The organism is Pseudomonas sp. P1.31, assembly GCF_001269815.1.
Taxonomy (GTDB): domain Bacteria; phylum Pseudomonadota; class Gammaproteobacteria; order Pseudomonadales; family Pseudomonadaceae; genus Aquipseudomonas; species Aquipseudomonas rustica.
On sequence record NZ_LHVN01000021.1, the window covers coordinates 154518 to 172086 of the forward strand.

Consider the following 17569-nt stretch of genomic DNA (forward strand, 5'->3'; position numbering starts at 1 on the left):
TGGGTGTTCAAGATCAAAAGATCGCAGCCTGCGGCAGCGCCTACATGGGGATATCTGTAGGCGCTGCCGCAGGCTGCGATCTTTGCGGACGAGCCGCTAATTACCAGAAGCGTTGTTGGGTCAAACGACTCCACCAGCTCAGCAACACGCGATCGACCGAACCGCTGGCCGCCATGCCGATGCGCTCTTGCAGGCTCTTACGCTCGGCGTAATGCAGGTGATAAACCTCGGACTTCTTCGCGCGTTCAGCGAGATACTCGTCACTGGTCTTGAGTTCGTCGACCAGCTGTTTGTCCAGCGCTGCCACACCGAGCCAGACTTCACCGGTAGCCACTTCGTCGATCGCCAGTTGCGGGCGATAGCGTGACACGAAGTTCTTGAACAGTTGGTGGGTGATGTCGAGGTCTTCCTGGAATTTCTCGCGGCCCTTTTCGGTGTTTTCGCCAAACACGGTCAGGGTGCGTTTGTATTCGCCGGCGGTCAGCACTTCGAAATCGATGTCGTGCTTCTTCAACAGGCGGTTGACGTTGGGCAACTGCGCGACCACACCAATCGAGCCGAGGATCGCAAACGGCGCGCTGATGATCTTCTCGCCAATGCACGCCATCATGTAACCGCCACTCGCGGCCACCTTATCGATGCACACGGTCAGCGGCACGCCGGCTTCGCGGATACGCGCCAGCTGCGAGGACGCCAGGCCATAGCTGTGCACCATGCCACCGCCACTTTCGAGACGCAGGACGACTTCGTCTTTCGGCGTCGCGAGAGTCAACAGTGCAGTGATTTCATGACGCAGGCTTTCGGTAGCCGAGGCTTTGATATCGCCATCGAAATCCAGCACAAACACCCGCGCTTTGGCGTCAGGTTTGTTCTTCTGCTTCTTCTCGGTTTTCTCGGCTTTGGCCTGGCCCTTGCGCAGCGCCTTGAGCTGATCCTTGTCGAGCAATGTCTGCTCCAGGCGTTCACGCAGGCCCTTATAGAAATCATTGAGCTTGCTGACCTGCAACTGACCGGCCGATTTGCGCCGGCCCTTGCTGCGCAACGCGGCAAAACTGGCGAGCACCACCAATATGGCGATCACCAAAGTAACGGTCTTGGCCAGGAAACTGGCGTATTCGGTGAAAAACTCCACAGAGACTCCTTAAAACAATGCGCGGATGCGAAACACACGCGGGATGACGCCAGCATACCCATGCACCGGCCCGTCGGCCAGCCGTGAAACCTCTGGCAACACGCCTGTAACGGGCATTTCAAACAAGCGTATGTTTTTTCATTGACAGCTCTCCGTCATCCTCATAACCTCGCCAAACCTTCAACGTACCGGGATGACGCGGACGTGGGCAGCATCTATCTGATTCGACATGGCCAGGCCTCCTTTGGTGCAGACGACTATGACGTCCTGTCGCCGACCGGTGTACGCCAGGCAGAAATCCTCGGTCAGCACCTCGCTGAACTGGGGATCAGCTTTGATCGTTGCATTGCCGGAGACCTGCGTCGTCAGCAACACACGGCTACCAGCGCACTGGAACAGTTCAGCGCTAAAGGCCTGAATGTGCCAACGCTGGAAACCGATGCCGCGTTTAACGAGTTCGATGCCGACGCGGTGATCCGCGCCCTGCTCCCGGCGATGCTCGAAGACGAACCGGAAGCGCTCGACATCCTGCGTAATGCCGCGCAAAACCGTGGCGAGTTCCAGCGTATTTTTGCCCTGATCATCGAGCGCTGGCTGGCTGGCACGTACGACACGCCGGGGCTGGAAAGCTGGCTGGGGTTTGTCGAGCGGGTTCAGGGCGGGCTGCATCGCATTCTCGATCTGGCGGACAAAAACCAGAAAATCGCCGTGTTCACTTCCGGCGGCACCATCACTGCCCTGCTCCACCTCATTACACAAATGCCTGCCAGACAGGCCTTCGAACTGAATTGGCAAATCGTCAACACCTCGCTCAGCCAGCTGAAATTCCGCGGCCGCGAGGTGGCACTGGCTTCCTTCAACAGTCACGCACATCTGCAACTGCTGAAGGCCCCGGAACTCATCACTTTTCGCTGAGTCCGGATGACTGTGACCCTTGCTGTAACCACCCAGCTCCTATGACCAAAAAAAGGATCGAATCATGACCTCCGTAGCTGATGCCGTAAAAGCAATGCAAGCCAAGTTCAACCCAGCCGCTGCTGCCGGCCTGGATCTGGTCTTCGGTTTCAACATCACTGACGAAGACAAGCAATACTCGCTGATCGTCAAAGACGGCACTTGCGACATCCAGGAAGGCGAAAACCCGGACGCCAACTGCACGCTGGTGCTGGACAGCGAAACCCTGAAAGGTATCGTCAGCGGCGAAACCGACGGCATGCAGGCTTTCATGGGCGGCAAGCTGCGCGTTGAAGGCGACATGATGCTGTCGATGAAACTGTCCGAACTGTTCCCTGCTTAATAGCAGCGTTCAGCGACACAAAAATCCCGCCCTTTGTGGCGGGATTTTTGCGTTCATGAGTTGGAGAAATGGTCAGTTCAGCGCCAACTCTTCCAACAATCGGGTATCCAGGCCGAAACGCTCCTGCGAGATCATGCGGAACTGCCCTTCGGCCAACTCGCAGCTCACCAGCAAATTCCATGAGTGCCGGGTCGCCGCCGAGGGCACCAGCAAGAAAGGGTGTTCGGCGAGTAACGCATCGGCAAAATCTTGCTGATTCGGTGACGTCCGTGCAGGACTCATCCAGTAGGGATTCGGCAATTCTTCCGGCTGGACGACCCGAACCAGGGCCTGATCGGATATCTCAAAGCACGTAAGGACATGGGGTTTTGTATCCAGACGATTAAAACTGCCGTGTGCCGCCACTTCGAGAATGGCCGTGGACGGATCGACTGACGCGTATACAACACGCCGTCCCGGACGGTTCCAGCGTCCCCCCTTACGCTCGGAGCCAATGCCACTGCTCCACGTGCATTTGTAGGCTTCCGGGTCGACACGCCAGGCAAACCAGCGATCATCCCAAGGCAGCGGGTTCATTGATAAACCCCGTATTTTGTCCGGTGCAGGTAGGCGTCGACCACTTGATAACCGAAAGGATTCTCGACCAGTTCAATCGGTTTGTAGCCGTTGAGCCATTTGGTCGGCTTGCGCAACCATTCTTCGGCCTCCGCCTGACCGTCGAAGACCTCGGTGGCAACTTCCAGCACATGGGCATATTGAAAGGCAACCATGCTTTGTTGCTGGCTGAGCAGGAAGGGTTTGCTGTCTTTGAGCAAGCGCCGCACGGTTCGGATGGATTTGCCGGTGATCATCTGAACAAGCTCACCCTCCTGGTAAAGCTCAGAGGTGGCGATCAGATTGACGACGTCCTGCAGTTCAAAACCTTGCTGCGTGTACCGGATGATAAACATAGGGTCTTCACCCCACTCCCTGCCGCGCAAGAGTACGTCGACAGGTTTGCCTTCGACCCGCTTCAGCCCCGTAAACCGAAGCGGTTTAGCAGTGGACATCGCATTGGCCTCCGAGGGGCACCTGGCTCGAACATCGCGCCAAAAATAGCGAGGGTGATAACGCGCTGCGTCGTTTTCAACGTGTATGTTTTGCATAATCCATCCGTTGTCAGGGGCCCGAACGTCCGAGCCGTAAGCGACTTCAATGTCACGTTCGATGTTATAGACCAGGCGTCCGACGACCAACCTGAAACAGTTGTCGGAAATATCCCGGTATTTGCGAAAAACACTCCGGCATCCGTAGGACGTTACTGGCGTTCAATACGCACGCACAGCAGTAATCATCGGGAAACGTTGACCCTGATCAGATCAATCCCCTCTCCCCCCGGGAGAGGGTTAGGGTGAGGGGCTTTTGCCCTTACAATACGCCGACCTCCCAAACCGGCCCGCCCATGGACATCGACCTCGCTCGCACCTTTCTCGAAATCGTCCGCCACGGCAGTCTCGCCGCCGCTGCGCAGAAGCTGTTCGTCACGCAAACAGCGATCACCGCCCGCGTGCAAAAACTCGAAAGCCAGCTGGGCAGTACGTTGTTCGTGCGCAACCGCGCCGGGGCAAAACTGACGCCCAACGGCGAAGCGTTCGTGGTCTATGCCAATCAACTGGTGCAAACCTGGGAAGCCGCGCGTCGTGATCTACCGCTCCCCGAAGGCCTGCACAACGTGTTGCACATCGGCGGCGAAGTCAGCCTGTGCAATCCGCTGATGCTCAGTTGGGCCGCTGAATTGCGAGAGAAAATCCCCGGGCATGCCCTGCGCATGGAAATTCGCGACGGTGAAAATCTGCTGCGGCAGCTCGAACTCGGCGTTCTTGACGCCGCGCTGGTCTATCAGCCGGAATACTGGCCGGGACTGCAGGTCGAGCAAGTGCTGGAAGAGAAACTGATTCTGGTACGCGCACCCGAGCGTCCCGATCCCTACGTTTACATCGACTGGGGCCCGGATTTCCGTCGTCAGCACGACGCCGCCCTGCCGGAAAAAGCCAAAGCTGCGCTGAGCTTCAACCTCGGCCCGCTGGCTCTGCAATACATCCTCGAACACGGCGGCAGCGGCTATTTCCGCACGCGCGTGGTGCGCACGTATCTGGAAAGCGGCGCGTTGGAAGCGGTGACCAAAGCCCCGGAATTCAGCTACCCGACGTATCTGGTGTATTCGCGAGATCGCGACTCGGCAACGCTGCAACAGGCCTTTGATCTGCTACGCGAGGTGATCCACACCGATGACGACTGGTCGCAGCGCTGGAACCCACTAAGCTGATAGCCGTTTTACACCGAAGCATGGCGCATGTGACCTCAAGGTTCGGCCTGCACAAATGGCCGGATCGGCTACGCTGCCGGGTATAACAACGATACCCGCAGGTGAACGCAGTGAGGCAGACCACCGAGGCATTTCGCAGCCGCTACCGTGCGGCCATTCATCCGCGCTACAACCCTTGGCTGCACGGGGTTTTCGTGCTGCTGTTCGGCGTGCTGGCCATCGTCGGGTTCTGGGGCACCGTGCAGCAAGTGCGGCCGCTGGAATGGCTCACTGTGCCGTTGAGCCTGTTGCTGTTCAACTTCGGCGTGTACATGGTTCATCGCCATCTCGGCCACCATAAAAAAGCCTTCGCGAAGATGTTCTACGCCCGGCATGCCGGCGATCATCACAGTTTTTTCACCCCCGGCCACATGACCTACGACAGTGCTCGCGACTGGCGGGTGATTCTGTTCCCGGCATGGCTGATCGTCATTCACACGCTGCTGATCACCCTGCCGTTGTGGTGGCTGATCGCGCAGGTGAACGCCAACGTTGCCGGGCTCTTCGCCGGGTGCATGGTGCTCGGATATCTGACTTACGAAGTGTTTCACGCCTGCGAACACCTGCCGCCAAACAACCCGCTGACACGCTTGCCGTGGATCCGGCAGATGCGCCGTTTGCACGAACTGCATCATCGTCGCGAACGCATGCAGGAACGTAATTTCAATATCGTTTTCCCGCTGATGGACTACCTGTTCGGCACCCTTTACTGGGAGTCGGAACCCGCCCCTTTGAGCTATTCAAAAATGCCCATGACCCGCCTGCAGCACCAGATCGATATCGCCGGTGAGCCGATCGCCGTGCTCGCCTACGCCGCCAGCGTCAACCGCTGGCCGGAGTGGCATCCGTCGTCGCTGAAGATCGACGGTGCACACGGCCCGCTGCATGCCGGCTCGCGTTTCGAAGAGGACATTCATGCCGGAGGTCGCGCAGGGCATTTGCGCTGGGAGGTCACCGAATACCTGCCGGGCCGCCGCTGGTGCGCGCGGGCCCAAGGTGATCATGGCTTGTCGTTGCTGCTGACGTATGAGTGCGCGGCCGAAGGTAACGGCACGCGGTTTGTGCGCACGCTGGATTATCGCTTTGAAGGTTTGGGCATGCGCATCGCCAATCACCTGCTGCTCAAACGCCGGATTGATCGCGAATCGGCGGCGTCGATGTTGGCCTTGCGCGACATGGCTGCTCAGCACCTGGCCTCGGCGAGGGCCAGCGCGTGAAGGTGCGGCACGTTGTGTTGTTACCGCTCGTCATCGTCATCGGATATTTACTGCTGATGCCGACCAAAATCGAACCAGTCGCCTGGTCGCCGCAGCATGCGCCATCGCTGAAAGAAGGCCCCTACGCCGAGAACCAGAAACTCAAAGGCGCAGCGCAAGTCGGGCCGAGCGATATCGAAGGCCCGGAGGCGCTGCTGCTGGAGGAGGATTTCCTGATCACCGGCCTGCATGACGGCCGACTGATCCGCACCAGCCTCGATGGCACGCAGCGCCAAGTGCTGGCCGATACCGGCGGGCGTCCGCTGGGATTGGCTCGGCATCCGAACGGCATGCTGGTCATTGCCGACGGGGTGAAAGGCTTGCTGTCGCTGGATGCGCAAGGGCAATTGATCCCGCTGACCACCGCCGCCAATGGCTTGGCCTTCGGTTTCACCGATGATGTGGCGATCGATGCGCCCGGGCATTTCGCCTATTTCAGCGATGCGAGCAGCCGTTGGGGTTACGGCCATGACGGCGAGGCGATCATCGAGCACGGCGGCGACGGGCGTTTGCTGCGCTATGACTTTCAGACCGGCAAGACCAGCGTGTTGCTGGACAAACTGGAGTTCGCCAACGGCGTGACCCTCGGCCCGGATGACGCCTATGTACTGGTCAATGAAACCGGGGCTTATCGCATCAGCCGCTATTGGCTGACCGGGCCGAAAGCCGGCACTCACGACCTGTTTATCGACAATCTGCCGGGGCTGCCGGACAACCTCGCGTTCAATGGCCGTGACCGGTTTTGGGTGGCGCTGTATGCGCCGCGCAATACGCTGCTGGACGCCACGGCGGGGCATCCGTTCCTGCGCAAGATGATCGTGCGGGCGTTGAAGCTGGTGCCGGCGCCGGTGGACAAGCGCGGGTTTGTGCTGGGGCTGGATCTGGACGGCAAGGTGATTGCCAATTTGCAGGACGCCAGCGATGGCAATTATTCGCCGATTACCACGGTTAGGGAGTATGGGCAGTGGTTGTATTTTGGGTCGTTGAAGGCGACGCATATGGCGCGGATGTCGTTGGATGGGGCCCTTAAGTGAATCTGGTGGATTGATGTTGAATTGAACGACGCCTTCGCGGGCAAGCCTTGCTCCTACAGTTGAAATGCAATCATCTGTAGGAGCAAGGCTTGCCCGCGAAGGCGTCAGTCAGTTACTGGATTTATCGAATTTTTCGGGATCTTCGTCTTCCGGCAAATCCTCATCCGGCTCTTCCGGATTAGCCGTCGTGTGCGCCGGGCTATTCGGCTCAGGATGCGTCGGAACCGGGTCAAAAGCGCCCTGCTCTTCACTGGGGAATTTGGGATCGTTCATAAGGCACCTCGCAAAGAGTCGATGATTGAAGACTCTGAACATTCGAGGTGCCGGTCGGGGCTCTCGTTCCAGTCAATCCGCAACCGATGGTCGGCGGATCAACCCGCCTTCAGGATCGCGCCTGCAATTGCTCGACAATCTTGTCTTTGACCTGCAAGCGTTTCTCTTTGAGTTTTTTCAGCGTGTCATCGCTGGGCGCATCCGAGGTCGCCGTCTCGGCCTTGACTACATCGGCGTCTGCCTGGGAATACTTGTTGATCAGTGCGTCCAGATGTGGATCCGCGGTGCGTTTTTGCTGGATCTCTTCCTTCGTAAGCTTCAAATCCTGTAACAAGTCATGAGTCACCGGCATGGAACACCTCCGTCAATTGATCGGCTGGCCCGCGCGACCGATTGCGCTGGCCAGTTATCAGAATGGCCTCGGTTGGGGCGTTCTGTCGACCACCTGTCAGACCAGCGGTGCCCGTTCGTCGCCCTGTCGCAAATGCGATAAAACCTTTAAACGCCGCGCCGCCTCCATTGAGTATCACCAACAAAAACCTGCGTGGAGATACACCAATGGACGGATTCAACTTGCGTCATCTGTTTTTGGCTGTCGCTTTGAGCACCGGTATGGGCAGCGCTTTCGCCGCGACTGACAATGATTTCGTCGATAACGCCGCTGCCGGTGGTATCGCTGAAATCGAAGCGAGTCGCCTGGCCCTGGAAAAGAGCTCATCGGCCGATATTAAAGCGTTTGCCAACATGATGATCACTGACCATGGCAAGGCTAACGATGAGCTGGCGAGCATTGCCAAGGCCAACGATATCGAGGTGCCGGATACCACGACGCTGGTCAAACAGGCCAAGGAAAAAATCCTCGACATGCGTGATGAGTCGTTTGATGCGGCCTACGCCAACAATCAGGTGAAGGCGCACGAAGAGACCATTGAGCTGTTCAAGAAACAGGCGAATACCGTGACGGATGACAAGGTCAAGGGCGCGACTGAATTGAAGGCGTTTGCGCAGAAAATGTTGCCGGGGTTGGAGAAACATCTGGCGGCGGCGAAAGAGCTGCAGGCCAAGCATCCTAGTAAGTAAAGGCTTTACCGTCACCCCAGCCCTCTCCCGCAGGGAGAGGGGGCCGACCGAGTTGAATGTTCGAGGTACGTCGACCTGAAAGGTCTGCATCGAACTCAGGATTCAGATGCTAACTCAGGTTCAAGTATCGAAATCCAGAGTCGAACTCAGATTTTGAACAACACAAAGATCGGCTCCCTTCCCCCTCTACCCCTTGGGGGAGAGGGCTGGGGTGAGGGGGATCGATTCAAGCCCCACCACGATAACCAAGCAAAAAAAGCCGCATCCAAAAGATGCGGCCTCATCATTTACGCCCAACCTCAACCCCCATCCGTATCAATATCCGCATCCGTCTCCTCCCCCGGTTCCGCACGATCCGGCTTAGGCTCAAACCCCGGGCTGAACTCGTTGTCATTATCCGTATGCTTGTTCTTCTGATCCACCGCCGGATCGGCGCTTTGCGCCTGGCCATCCTCACCCTGCTGCTGCGTCGGCGCAGGCTGCCCCGGCACTTGCGGATCGATTGCCGGATCGTTACGGTTGATCGGTTCGGAGGATTGATTCTGTTGCGGATTGGTTTGCTCGTTCATAATCACCTCGTTCGTCAAAGCAAGCGCGACTGAAACCAGCCGGGCCTTGAAGATTCGAAGCCTGCACCACGTCAACGTTCAAAACATCTCCACTCCCCGTCACGCCGACTAGAGTTACCGGGGCGTTCGTTGCGCCAGATCAAAAATATCCTGGCGGGATCGAACAACTATTTAGAACGGCAAATGTCGATGTCTTCGCGCCGATCAATTTTTATCGAATCGGCCCCAAATTCGTTACGGAGCAACAGGCACATGGCAGCACTGCAGAACAGCACACTCGATGCGATGAAAAACAAGCAAACGCAACTGCTGAGCGAATGGATCAACGGCCTGCAAGCCAGCGGTTCCACGCGCAATCTGAAAGAACACGACCTGCAGCAACAAACCTCCGAATTTCTGCAATTGGTGGTCAGCGGTCTCGAGAACGACAACGGCACCAACATCGCCACGCCAGGTTGGGAGGCGACCCGCCAGTTCCTCGAAAAGCTCTCGCACAGTCGCGCCCTGCTCGGCCAGGATTCGCAGCAAACCGCCAGCTTCATTTTCGCCCTCAAAGGCCCGCTGTTTAACCTGCTGCAAGCTCACTACAAAGAACAACCGGCGCTGCTCGCCGAACAACTCTGGGAGATCTCCGAGCTGCTCGACGCGTTCGGCATGCACACCATCCGCACCTTCCAGAAATCCCGTGAAGCGGTGATCAAGCGTCAGCAGGAAGAACTGCTGGAACTGTCGACTCCGGTGGTCAAGCTGTGGGACGGCGTTTTGGCGCTGCCGATGATCGGCACGCTCGATTCGCAACGCACGCAAGTGGTGATGGAATCGCTGCTGCAACGCATCGTCGACACCGGTTCGGAAATCGCCATCATCGACATCACCGGCGTGCCGACGGTCGACACCCTGGTTGCGCAACACCTGCTGAAAACCGTGACCGCGATCCGCCTGATGGGCGCTGACTGCATCATCAGCGGCGTACGTCCGCAAATCGCGCAAACCATCGTCCACCTTGGTCTCGACCTGCAAGGCGTGGTGACCAAAGCCAACCTGGCAGACGCGTTGAAACTGGCCCTGACCCGTCTGGGTATCAGCCTCGTCAAGACGGCTTAAGCATGGAACGTATCCCGATTCTTCAGATGGGCGACTTTTTGCTGGTGACCATTCAGGTCGACATGCATGACCAACTCGCCCTCACCCTGCAGGACGATTTGTCCGAACGCATCAGCAAAACCTCGGCGCGCGGGGTGTTGATCGACATCTCGGCGCTGGACATGGTCGACTCGTTCATCGGCCGGATGATCGGCACGATTTCCGGCCTGTCGAAAATCATGGACGCCGAAACCGTGTTGGTCGGCATGCAGCCGGCCGTCGCGATCACCCTGGTTGAACTCGGCATGACCTTGCCCGGCGTGAGCACCGCGCTGAACGTCGAGCGAGGGATGAAACTGCTGCGAGAACGAGTATTGCAACAATGACCGTGCGCAGTAGCGGTACTCAACCGATCCATATCGAGCAAGACGTGGTACTCGCGCGTCAGACCGCGCGCAAGCTCGCCACTGAGTGCGGCATGCGCCTGATCGACCTGACCAAAATGGTCACGGCGGTCAGCGAGCTGGCGCGCAACACCATGGTCTATGGCGGTGGCGGCGACATGGACTGGCAGATTCTCGATGAGGATCACAAGGTCGGTCTGCGTCTGACGTTTCGCGATGAAGGCCCCGGCATTCCCGACTTGAAACTGGCGATGACCGATGGCTGGACCTCCGGCAGCGGCATGGGGCTGGGCCTGACCGGCGCTAAACGATTGGTAGAAGAGTTCGAACTCGACACCGAACCCGGCAAAGGCACTCGAATAACGATTACCCGATGGACATGAATATCCGCTCCAGCCTGACCCAGGTGCTGCCGATCGAGGACAGCAGCCAGATCGGCTACGCACGGCGTACCGCGCAGCAATTGGCCGAACGGCATGGCTTCGATGAACGCGATGCGGGGCGTGTTGCACTGGTGGCGACAGAGTTGGCCAGCAACATACTCAAGCACGCCAGCCACGGTGAAATGCACTTGCGGGTGTTGCCGCGCCCTGATGGTTTTGGCATCGAAATGCTCGCCGTGGATCGCGCCCAGGGCTTTGATCTGGAGGCTTGTCTGGCCGACGGCTTCTCCACCGGTGGCACCCAAGGCATCGGTCTCGGCTCGATTTCGCGCCAGGCCGAAGTGTTTGATGTCTACGCCGATAACCGTGGCGCGGTATTGCTGGCGCGACTGTATCCGCGCGCTGACCGGGCGCCCGACATTCGCTTCGGTGTCAGCCAGCACTCGCTGCACAACGATCCCGCGTGCGGCGACGTCTGGCACCTGGCCTATGAGGACGGCAACATCAGTGCGTTGATCATCGACGGTCTGGGCCATGGCGAAGAAGCCGAACGCGCCGGCCTTGCAGGCGCCGAAACCTTCGCCCTGACGCCGTTCGCCGAACCGGTCATGCTGATGGAGGACATGCATCGCGACATGATCGGCAGCCGGGGCGGCGCTGTCGCGTTTACCCAGTTCAACGCGCACCGCGACAGTCTGACTTTTGCCGGCGTCGGCAACATTGGCGCCAGCCTGATCTCCGCCGACAAATCCCGCGGGCTGGCCTCGCACCCAGGCATTGTCGGCGTGCAGTACCGGAAAGCCCGGCCCTTTGACTATGCTCACGTGAACGGACATCTATTGATCATGTACAGCGACGGCTTGCAGTCCCGTTGGAACCTTCAAGACTATCCCGGCCTGGTGCACCGCCATCCCGCCGTGATAGCCAGCGTCCTGCACCGCGACTTCTGTCGCGGGCGCGACGATGTAACGGTGCTGGTCGTTGCCCTGGAGGCCGCCCATGGCTGAGTCGCCGATTCTCAACAGCGCCGAACAGGCCGCGCTGATTGCGCAATTGCAGAGCGAAACCGCGGCCCTGCGCGAAGAGCTCGATGAAACCAACCAGGGCGTGCTGGCCCTGTACGCCGAACTCGATATTCAGGCTGAGGAGCTGCGCCAGGCCTCGGACTTGAAGAGCCGTTTTCTGTCGTACATGAGCCACGAGTTCCGCACGCCGCTGGGCTCGATCCTGAGCATCAACAGCCTGCTCGCCGATGAACTCGACGGCCCGCTCAGCCCTGAGCAGCACAAACAGGTCGCGTTCGTCAGCACTGCCGCCCGCGAGCTCAGCGACATGGTCGATGACTTGCTCGATCTGGCGAAAATCGAGGCCGGGCGCATCACCATTTCCCCGGCGTGGTTCGACATGTTCGACCTGTTCTCGGCACTGCGCGGGATGTTCCGGCCGATTGTCGATGCCTCGGCGGTCGATCTGATTTTCGAAGAACCGGTCGGCCTGCCACGTCTGTACACCGATGACAAGAAACTCGCGCAGATCCTGCGCAACTTCATTTCCAACTCGCTGAAGTTCACCACACGCGGCGAAGTGCGGGTGTCGGCGCGGCTGGAAGGCATCGACAAAGTACGTTTTGCCGTCAGCGACACCGGTATTGGTATCGCTGCCGAGCTGCATGGCGCATTGTTCGAGGACTTTTCCCAGGTCGACTCGCCGTTGCAGAAACGTCTGCGCGGCACCGGGCTGGGCCTGTCGCTGTGTAAACGCTTCGCGGCCCTGCTGGGCGGTGAAGTCGGCCTGGAAAGCACGCCGGGGGTCGGTTCGACCTTCTTCGTGATCATTCCGCTGGCGATCGCTCTGGAGAACGTCGATGAAACGTGACATCCGCCTGTTGATCGTCGACGACAACGTCGCCACCCGCTACGCCCTGCGCCGGCGTCTGGAACGCCACGACTACCAAGTGCTGGAGGCCGGCACCGGGACTGACGGGCTGGCGCTGATCGAGAGCGAACCGCTGGATGCGCTGATTCTCGACGTCAACCTGCCGGACATGAGCGGTTTCGACATTGTGCGCATCTTGCGTGCCGATGCGCGCACCGCGTTGCTGCCAGTGATCCACGTGTCCGCCGCCTCGATTCAGACCGGCGACATCATCACCGGTCTCGACGCCGGCGCCGATGCTTACTTGATTCACCCGGTCGACCCGGATGTGTTGCTCGCGACCCTGCGCACACTGCTGCGAGTGCGCGACACCGAAAACGCCCTGCGTGAGAGCGAGGCGCGATTCCGCGAGATTTTCGCCAACGTCTCGGCGCCGATTGCGGTGCTTGATGCGCATTTGAAAGTGCATGAATGTAACCACGCCTTCGCCCAACTGATTCTCGACAATCAGGATCCGCAAACCCTGCGCGAATGCTTCGCCGACGATCAAAGCGCAATCCTCAACGAACTGCGCCTGCGCCTGGTCGATGGCGAACGCTGGAAAGGCACGCTGAACATGCGCGTGCTCGGTGAGCTTCGCGAGACTGAATGGCAGATTTCGCCGTACCGCACGCCGGAGCTGAGCCTGGTGTTCGTCGAAGACGTCACCGAACACCGTCATCGCGAACGCTCGCACCTGGCGCGACTGGACGACACCACCACGCAACTGGCCAAGGAAGTCGCCGAGCGTGTGCGTGCCGAATCGCAGTTACTGCAAGTGCAGAAAATGGATGCGCTGGGCAAACTCACCGGCGGCATCGCCCACGACTTCAACAACCTGCTGACCGGCATCATCACCAGCCTGGAATTGATTCAGAAACGCGTGGCTGACGATCGACCGGAAAAGGTGCAGTTCTACGCCAAAGCGGCACTGAACTCGGCAATGAGCGCCGCCGCCCTCACCCATCGCTTGCTGGCCTTCGCCCGTCAGCAACCGCTGGACACGCGGCCGGTGGACATCAACGAGCATGTGCGGTCACTGGAAGAACTGCTGACCCGCACCATCGGCGAACGCATCAACCTCAAGCTTGAGCTGACCAGCAAACCGGCGATTGCGCTGGTCGACCCGGTGCAGCTGGAAAGTGCGGTGCTCAATCTGGTGATCAACGCCCGCGATGCGCTGCCCTCGGGCGGTAATGTCTGGGTCAACACTTACGCCGCTTATTCCCATGGCGATCCGAATCTGGCCGATGGCGCTTACGTCGCCCTGTCGGTGCGCGATGACGGCACGGGCATCGAGCACAACGTGATCGACAAGGTCTTCGATCCGTTCTTCACCACCAAACCGCTGGGCCAGGGCACGGGGTTGGGGTTGTCGACCATTTACGGTTTCGCCCGCCAGTCCGGCGGCGATGCGCACATTCGCAGCGTGGCGCGACGCGGCACAGAAGTGACAATCATGTTGCCGGCGACCAGCGATCCGACCGGTGCTGACATTCCGGCACCAGTGGTCGATCCGCAGGGCACCGGTGAGCATGTGCTGATCGTCGAGGACATGCCGTCGGTGCGGATGTTTGTCACTGAAGTGCTGGAGGATGCCGGTTATCGCTGCACCCAGGCGGCGGATATCGAAACGGCGCTGGAACGATTGCAGAACGATGCGTCGATCAATCTGCTGCTGACTGATGTCGGCTTACCGCGCATGAGCGGGCGGGAACTGGCGGACGTGGCGCGGGGCTGGCGTGAGGGTTTGCCGATCCTGTTTATGACCGGGTATGCGGAAACGGCGATCAATCGGCAGGTGTTTCTCGGGACAGGCATGGACATGCTGGTCAAACCATTCCAGATCAGCGAACTGCTCGACAAAGTCCGCCGCACCCTCGACGGCGCCTGACAGATCGTTTTCGCGAGCAAGCTCGGCTCCTACAGTGTTCTGCGGTGTACTCGGAACCATCGTAGGAGCTGAGCTTGCTCGCGAAGAGGCCAGCCCGGCCAATACACCTATCGGTTCAACGCGCGGGCCAAAAACGGCGCAGTCTTGCTCTTCTTGCTCGCCGCAACCTTCTGCGGCGTGCCCGCCACCACAATCTTGCCGCCCTGATCGCCCGCACCCGGGCCGATGTCGATCACCCAGTCACTCTGCGCGACCACGCGCATTTCGTGCTCGACCACAATCACCGTATGACCCGCCGTCACCAGCGTATCGAGCTGTTCCAGCAACCGGTCAACATCGCGCGGATGCAACCCTGTGGTGGGTTCATCCAGCACATACAACGTCGCGCCGCGTTGATTGCGTTGCAACTCGGTAGCCAGTTTGATCCGCTGTGCTTCACCGCCGGACAACTCTGTGGCCGGTTGCCCGAGGCGCAAATATCCGAGGCCAATATCGCGCAGCACTTCCAGCGAGCGACGAATCCCCGGCTGCCCGGCAAACACCGTCACCGCCTCATCGACCGTCAATTGCAGCACCTGCGCGATGCTCAAACCCTCCCACAGCACCGCCAGCGTCTGCGGGTTGTATCGCGCGCCATGACAGGTCGGGCACGGCGCATACACGCTGGGCATAAACAACAATTCCACACTGACAAACCCTTCACCCTCGCACGTGGCGCAACGGCCCTTGGCGACGTTGAAAGAAAACTGCCCGGCGTCGTACCCCGCCGCGCGCGCCTCGGGGGTGGCGGCGAACAGCTTGCGCACGTTGTCGAACAGCCCGGTGTAGGTCGCCAGATTGGAGCGCGGTGTGCGGCCGATGGGTTTCTGATCAACTTGCACCAGCCGTTTGATCGATTCCAGTCCAGCCGTGACCTGGCCGCTGCTGACCTGCGGCGCATCGTCTTCGAGGCTGAGCTCTTCCGCTTCGCTTTCAACCGTCGGCCGCCCCAGTTGCGCGCCGACCAGTTCGAGCAATGCCTGACTGACCAGACTCGACTTGCCCGAGCCGGAGACACCGGTGACCGAGGTAAAACAGCCCAAGGGAAATTCAGCACTGAGGTTGTTGAGGTTATTGCGGGTGATGCCATCAAGTTTCAGCCACGCCGTCGGCTTGCGCGCAGCGCGAGTTTGTCGCTGGGTTTCAGCAAACAGATAAGCGCGGGTTTGCGACTCTTTAATATCGGCCAATCCCGCCGGAGGGCCGCTGTACAACACCTGCCCGCCCTTCTCGCCCGCCGCCGGGCCTACGTCGATCAACCAGTCAGCGCGGCGCATGGTTTCCAGATCATGCTCGACCACGAACAGCGTGTTGCCGTCCGCCTTCAGCCGCTGCAAAGCTTCGAACAACGCCTCGCCATCCGCTGGATGCAAACCGGCAGAAGGCTCGTCGAGCACATAAATAACGCCGAACAACTGCGAGCCCAATTGCGTCGCCAGGCGCAAGCGTTGCAGCTCACCGGACGACAACGTCGGCGTGCTGCGCTCCAGCGCCAGATAGCCGAGTCCCAGATCGGTTAAGGTGCTGACGCGCTCCAGCAGATCTTCGGCAATGCGCTGCGCCGCCAGACGCTTCTCCAGCGACAGGTTCGGCGTGTGTCGCACATCCGGCGCACTCGCGTGACCACTGCCGCCGTGGGCCACCCTTTGCTGACGAGCCTCGCGGGTTTGCGCATGGCTCAGGGTTTCGCCGGTTTCCTCGGCGTGCTGCAGATAGCTCGCCGCAGCTACCGGTCGCAGCACCTCGGCCACTTGCAGCAACGGCATCTGCGACAACTCACCAATGTCGTACCCGGCAAAGGTCACCGACAACGCTTCACGCTTAAGGCGTTTGCCGTCACATAACGGGCAAGGACTGCCGAGCATGAATTGCGAAACACGCTTCTTCATCAGCGCACTTTGCGAATGGGTAAACGTGTGCAGGATGTAGCGACGCGCGCCGGTGAAGGTGCCCTGGTAGCTCGGCTCCATTTTGCGCTTGAGGGCGACGCGGGTTTCTTCCGGGGTCAGCCCGGCGTACACCGGCACGGTCGGGGTTTCTTCGGTGAAGAGAATCCAGTCGCGCTGCTTTTTCGGCAGTTTCTTCCACGGAATGTCGACGTCGATGCCCATGGTCACGAGGATGTCGCGCAGGTTCTGCCCTTGCCACGCCAGCGGCCAGGAGGCCACGGCGCGCTGGCGGATGGTCAGATTCGGATCGGGCACCATCAGCGCTTCGGTGACTTCATAGACCCGGCCGAGGCCATGGCAGTCCGGGCACGCGCCCTGCGGGGTGTTCGGCGAAAAGTCTTCGGCGTACAGCATCGCCTGCCCCGGCGGGTAACTGCCGGCGCGCGAATAGAGCATGCGAATCAGGCTCGACAATGTGGTCACGCTGCCCACTGAAGACCGCGTGCTTGGCGTGCCGCGCTGTTGTTGCAGGGCCACGGCGGGCGGCAGGCCCTCGATGGAATCGACATCGGGCACGCCGACCTGATCGATCAGCCTTCTCGCGTAGGGTGCGACGGATTCGAAGTAGCGGCGCTGGGCTTCGGCATACAAGGTCGAGAATGCCAGCGAGGATTTGCCCGAGCCGGACACGCCAGTGAATACCACCAGCGCATCGCGGGGGATGTCGATGTCGACGTTCTTCAGGTTGTGTTCACGCGCGCCCCGCACACGAACCATGCCGGCGGGTGCTTTCGAATTACGCTTGGAAGTCATTGGCGGGCCTTGATCGGAAAACAGAAAAAACGTCTATGACTAATGAGGCCTCATTGATTGCGGAGTTCATTGTGGCGAGGGGATTTATCCCCGTTGGAGTGCGAAGCGCTCCCCTGCATTTTTCCAGTTGAACCGCATTCTCAGGATTTACGACTGCTGCGCAGC

19 protein-coding genes are annotated in these 17569 nt (G+C 59.6%); 12 read left to right on the forward strand and 7 right to left on the reverse strand.

Annotated elements, in window-relative coordinates; all coding sequences use genetic code 11:
- Positions 1–100 precede the first annotated feature (100 nt).
- Positions 101–1132 carry a protease SohB gene (gene sohB / locus AD669_RS14385; RefSeq protein WP_053120855.1) on the reverse strand — a complete coding sequence of 344 codons (1032 nt, stop codon included), beginning with the start codon at positions 1130–1132 and terminating at the stop codon, positions 101–103.
- 204 nt (positions 1133–1336) lie between these two features.
- Here sohB and AD669_RS14390 point away from each other — a divergent pair, with 204 nt between their 5' ends.
- Positions 1337–2047, forward strand: a complete 711-nt coding sequence (locus AD669_RS14390; RefSeq protein ID WP_053120857.1) for a histidine phosphatase family protein — start codon at positions 1337–1339, stop codon at positions 2045–2047.
- A gap of 64 nt (positions 2048–2111) precedes the next feature.
- Positions 2112–2429, forward strand: a complete 318-nt coding sequence (locus AD669_RS14395) for an SCP2 sterol-binding domain-containing protein (protein WP_053120860.1) — start codon at positions 2112–2114, stop codon at positions 2427–2429.
- 72 nt (positions 2430–2501) lie between these two features.
- On the opposite strand, the gene AD669_RS14400 is transcribed toward AD669_RS14395, so the two are convergent.
- Positions 2502–3005, reverse strand: coding sequence for an RES family NAD+ phosphorylase (locus tag AD669_RS14400; protein WP_053120862.1), 504 nt, complete (start codon positions 3003–3005; stop codon positions 2502–2504).
- A complete protein-coding gene (locus AD669_RS14405; protein WP_053120865.1) occupies positions 3002–3478 on the reverse strand; it encodes an antitoxin Xre/MbcA/ParS toxin-binding domain-containing protein in 477 nt (158 codons plus the stop codon). The genes AD669_RS14400 and AD669_RS14405 overlap by 4 nt, the downstream gene beginning before the upstream one ends.
- A gap of 392 nt (positions 3479–3870) precedes the next feature.
- Between AD669_RS14405 and AD669_RS14410 the strand changes: the two genes are divergently transcribed.
- The 3 genes from AD669_RS14410 (at position 3871) to AD669_RS14420 (ending at position 7063) form a co-directional block, all read left to right on the forward strand.
- Complete coding sequence (locus tag AD669_RS14410) at positions 3871–4734, forward strand: LysR family transcriptional regulator (RefSeq protein ID WP_053120866.1); 864 nt, start codon at positions 3871–3873, stop codon at positions 4732–4734.
- Between the two features lie 110 nt (positions 4735–4844).
- Complete coding sequence (locus AD669_RS14415; RefSeq protein WP_053120956.1) at positions 4845–5990, forward strand: SRPBCC family protein; 1146 nt, start codon at positions 4845–4847, stop codon at positions 5988–5990.
- A gap of 56 nt (positions 5991–6046) precedes the next feature.
- A complete protein-coding gene (locus AD669_RS14420) occupies positions 6047–7063 on the forward strand; it encodes an SMP-30/gluconolactonase/LRE family protein (RefSeq protein WP_371262378.1) in 1017 nt (338 codons plus the stop codon).
- Positions 7064–7171: 108 nt separating this feature from the next.
- Here the strand turns inward: AD669_RS14420 and AD669_RS28605 are convergent, their stop codons facing one another.
- Both AD669_RS28605 and AD669_RS14425 read right to left on the reverse strand, forming a co-directional pair.
- Positions 7172–7336 carry a hypothetical protein gene (locus AD669_RS28605; RefSeq protein ID WP_172680115.1) on the reverse strand — a complete coding sequence of 55 codons (165 nt, stop codon included), beginning with the start codon at positions 7334–7336 and terminating at the stop codon, positions 7172–7174.
- Between the two features lie 109 nt (positions 7337–7445).
- Entirely contained in the window at positions 7446–7688 is a 243-nt protein-coding gene (locus tag AD669_RS14425; RefSeq protein WP_053120870.1) for a YdcH family protein, read from the reverse strand.
- Positions 7689–7894: 206 nt separating this feature from the next.
- On the opposite strand from AD669_RS14425, the gene AD669_RS14430 reads away from it, so the two are divergent.
- Positions 7895–8416 carry a DUF4142 domain-containing protein gene (locus tag AD669_RS14430; RefSeq protein ID WP_053120872.1) on the forward strand — a complete coding sequence of 174 codons (522 nt, stop codon included), beginning with the start codon at positions 7895–7897 and terminating at the stop codon, positions 8414–8416.
- Between the two features lie 299 nt (positions 8417–8715).
- Here the strand turns inward: AD669_RS14430 and AD669_RS14435 are convergent, their stop codons facing one another.
- The gene (locus AD669_RS14435; protein ID WP_053120874.1) at positions 8716–8985 is read right to left on the reverse strand and encodes a hypothetical protein; all 270 of its coding nucleotides are present in this window, start codon (positions 8983–8985) and stop codon (positions 8716–8718) included.
- Between the two features lie 252 nt (positions 8986–9237).
- Here AD669_RS14435 and AD669_RS14440 point away from each other — a divergent pair, with 252 nt between their 5' ends.
- Genes AD669_RS14440 through AD669_RS14465 form a run of 6 tightly spaced genes read left to right on the forward strand, consistent with a single transcriptional unit; the run spans position 9238 to position 14663 of the window.
- A complete protein-coding gene (locus AD669_RS14440; RefSeq protein ID WP_053120876.1) occupies positions 9238–10089 on the forward strand; it encodes an STAS domain-containing protein in 852 nt (283 codons plus the stop codon).
- 2 nt (positions 10090–10091) lie between these two features.
- Positions 10092–10454, forward strand: coding sequence for an STAS domain-containing protein (locus AD669_RS14445; RefSeq protein WP_034155679.1), 363 nt, complete (start codon positions 10092–10094; stop codon positions 10452–10454).
- On the forward strand, positions 10451–10855 hold the full coding sequence (locus AD669_RS14450) for an anti-sigma regulatory factor (RefSeq protein WP_008084828.1): 405 nt from the start codon (positions 10451–10453) through the stop codon (positions 10853–10855). Before AD669_RS14445 ends, AD669_RS14450 begins: the two co-directional genes overlap by 4 nt.
- Positions 10852–11862, forward strand: coding sequence for an ATP-binding protein (locus AD669_RS14455; RefSeq protein ID WP_053120958.1), 1011 nt, complete (start codon positions 10852–10854; stop codon positions 11860–11862). The genes AD669_RS14450 and AD669_RS14455 overlap by 4 nt, the downstream gene beginning before the upstream one ends.
- The gene (locus AD669_RS14460; protein ID WP_053120878.1) at positions 11855–12730 is read left to right on the forward strand and encodes a sensor histidine kinase KdpD; all 876 of its coding nucleotides are present in this window, start codon (positions 11855–11857) and stop codon (positions 12728–12730) included. Before AD669_RS14455 ends, AD669_RS14460 begins: the two co-directional genes overlap by 8 nt.
- On the forward strand, positions 12720–14663 hold the full coding sequence (locus AD669_RS14465; RefSeq protein ID WP_053120881.1) for a response regulator: 1944 nt from the start codon (positions 12720–12722) through the stop codon (positions 14661–14663). Before AD669_RS14460 ends, AD669_RS14465 begins: the two co-directional genes overlap by 11 nt.
- Positions 14664–14770: 107 nt before the next feature.
- Here AD669_RS14465 and AD669_RS14470 read toward each other — a convergent pair whose 3' ends face one another.
- Positions 14771–17404, reverse strand: a complete 2634-nt coding sequence (locus AD669_RS14470) for an excinuclease ABC subunit UvrA (protein WP_053120883.1) — start codon at positions 17402–17404, stop codon at positions 14771–14773.
- Between the last annotated feature and the right edge of the window lie 165 nt (positions 17405–17569).

What these genes read in the sequence shown, in the direction of transcription:
- AD669_RS14395 (WP_053120860.1), top strand. Translation starts at nt 2,112, where the DNA reads ATGACCTCCGTAGCTGATGCCGTAAAAGCAATGCAAGCCAAGTTCAAC.
- AD669_RS14400 (WP_053120862.1), bottom strand. Translation starts at nt 3,005, where the DNA reads ATGAACCCGCTGCCTTGGGATGATCGCTGGTTTGCCTGGCGTGTCGAC.
- AD669_RS14405 (WP_053120865.1), bottom strand. Translation starts at nt 3,478, where the DNA reads ATGTCCACTGCTAAACCGCTTCGGTTTACGGGGCTGAAGCGGGTCGAA.
- AD669_RS14410 (WP_053120866.1), top strand. Translation starts at nt 3,871, where the DNA reads ATGGACATCGACCTCGCTCGCACCTTTCTCGAAATCGTCCGCCACGGC.
- AD669_RS14420 (WP_371262378.1), top strand. Translation starts at nt 6,047, where the DNA reads ATGCCGACCAAAATCGAACCAGTCGCCTGGTCGCCGCAGCATGCGCCA.
- AD669_RS28605 (WP_172680115.1), bottom strand. Translation starts at nt 7,336, where the DNA reads ATGAACGATCCCAAATTCCCCAGTGAAGAGCAGGGCGCTTTTGACCCG.
- AD669_RS14425 (WP_053120870.1), bottom strand. Translation starts at nt 7,688, where the DNA reads ATGCCGGTGACTCATGACTTGTTACAGGATTTGAAGCTTACGAAGGAA.
- AD669_RS14430 (WP_053120872.1), top strand. Translation starts at nt 7,895, where the DNA reads ATGGACGGATTCAACTTGCGTCATCTGTTTTTGGCTGTCGCTTTGAGC.
- AD669_RS14435 (WP_053120874.1), bottom strand. Translation starts at nt 8,985, where the DNA reads ATGAACGAGCAAACCAATCCGCAACAGAATCAATCCTCCGAACCGATC.
- AD669_RS14440 (WP_053120876.1), top strand. Translation starts at nt 9,238, where the DNA reads ATGGCAGCACTGCAGAACAGCACACTCGATGCGATGAAAAACAAGCAA.
- AD669_RS14445 (WP_034155679.1), top strand. Translation starts at nt 10,092, where the DNA reads ATGGAACGTATCCCGATTCTTCAGATGGGCGACTTTTTGCTGGTGACC.
- AD669_RS14450 (WP_008084828.1), top strand. Translation starts at nt 10,451, where the DNA reads ATGACCGTGCGCAGTAGCGGTACTCAACCGATCCATATCGAGCAAGAC.
- AD669_RS14455 (WP_053120958.1), top strand. Translation starts at nt 10,852, where the DNA reads ATGAATATCCGCTCCAGCCTGACCCAGGTGCTGCCGATCGAGGACAGC.
- AD669_RS14460 (WP_053120878.1), top strand. Translation starts at nt 11,855, where the DNA reads ATGGCTGAGTCGCCGATTCTCAACAGCGCCGAACAGGCCGCGCTGATT.
- AD669_RS14465 (WP_053120881.1), top strand. Translation starts at nt 12,720, where the DNA reads ATGAAACGTGACATCCGCCTGTTGATCGTCGACGACAACGTCGCCACC.
- AD669_RS14470 (WP_053120883.1), bottom strand. Translation starts at nt 17,404, where the DNA reads ATGACTTCCAAGCGTAATTCGAAAGCACCCGCCGGCATGGTTCGTGTG.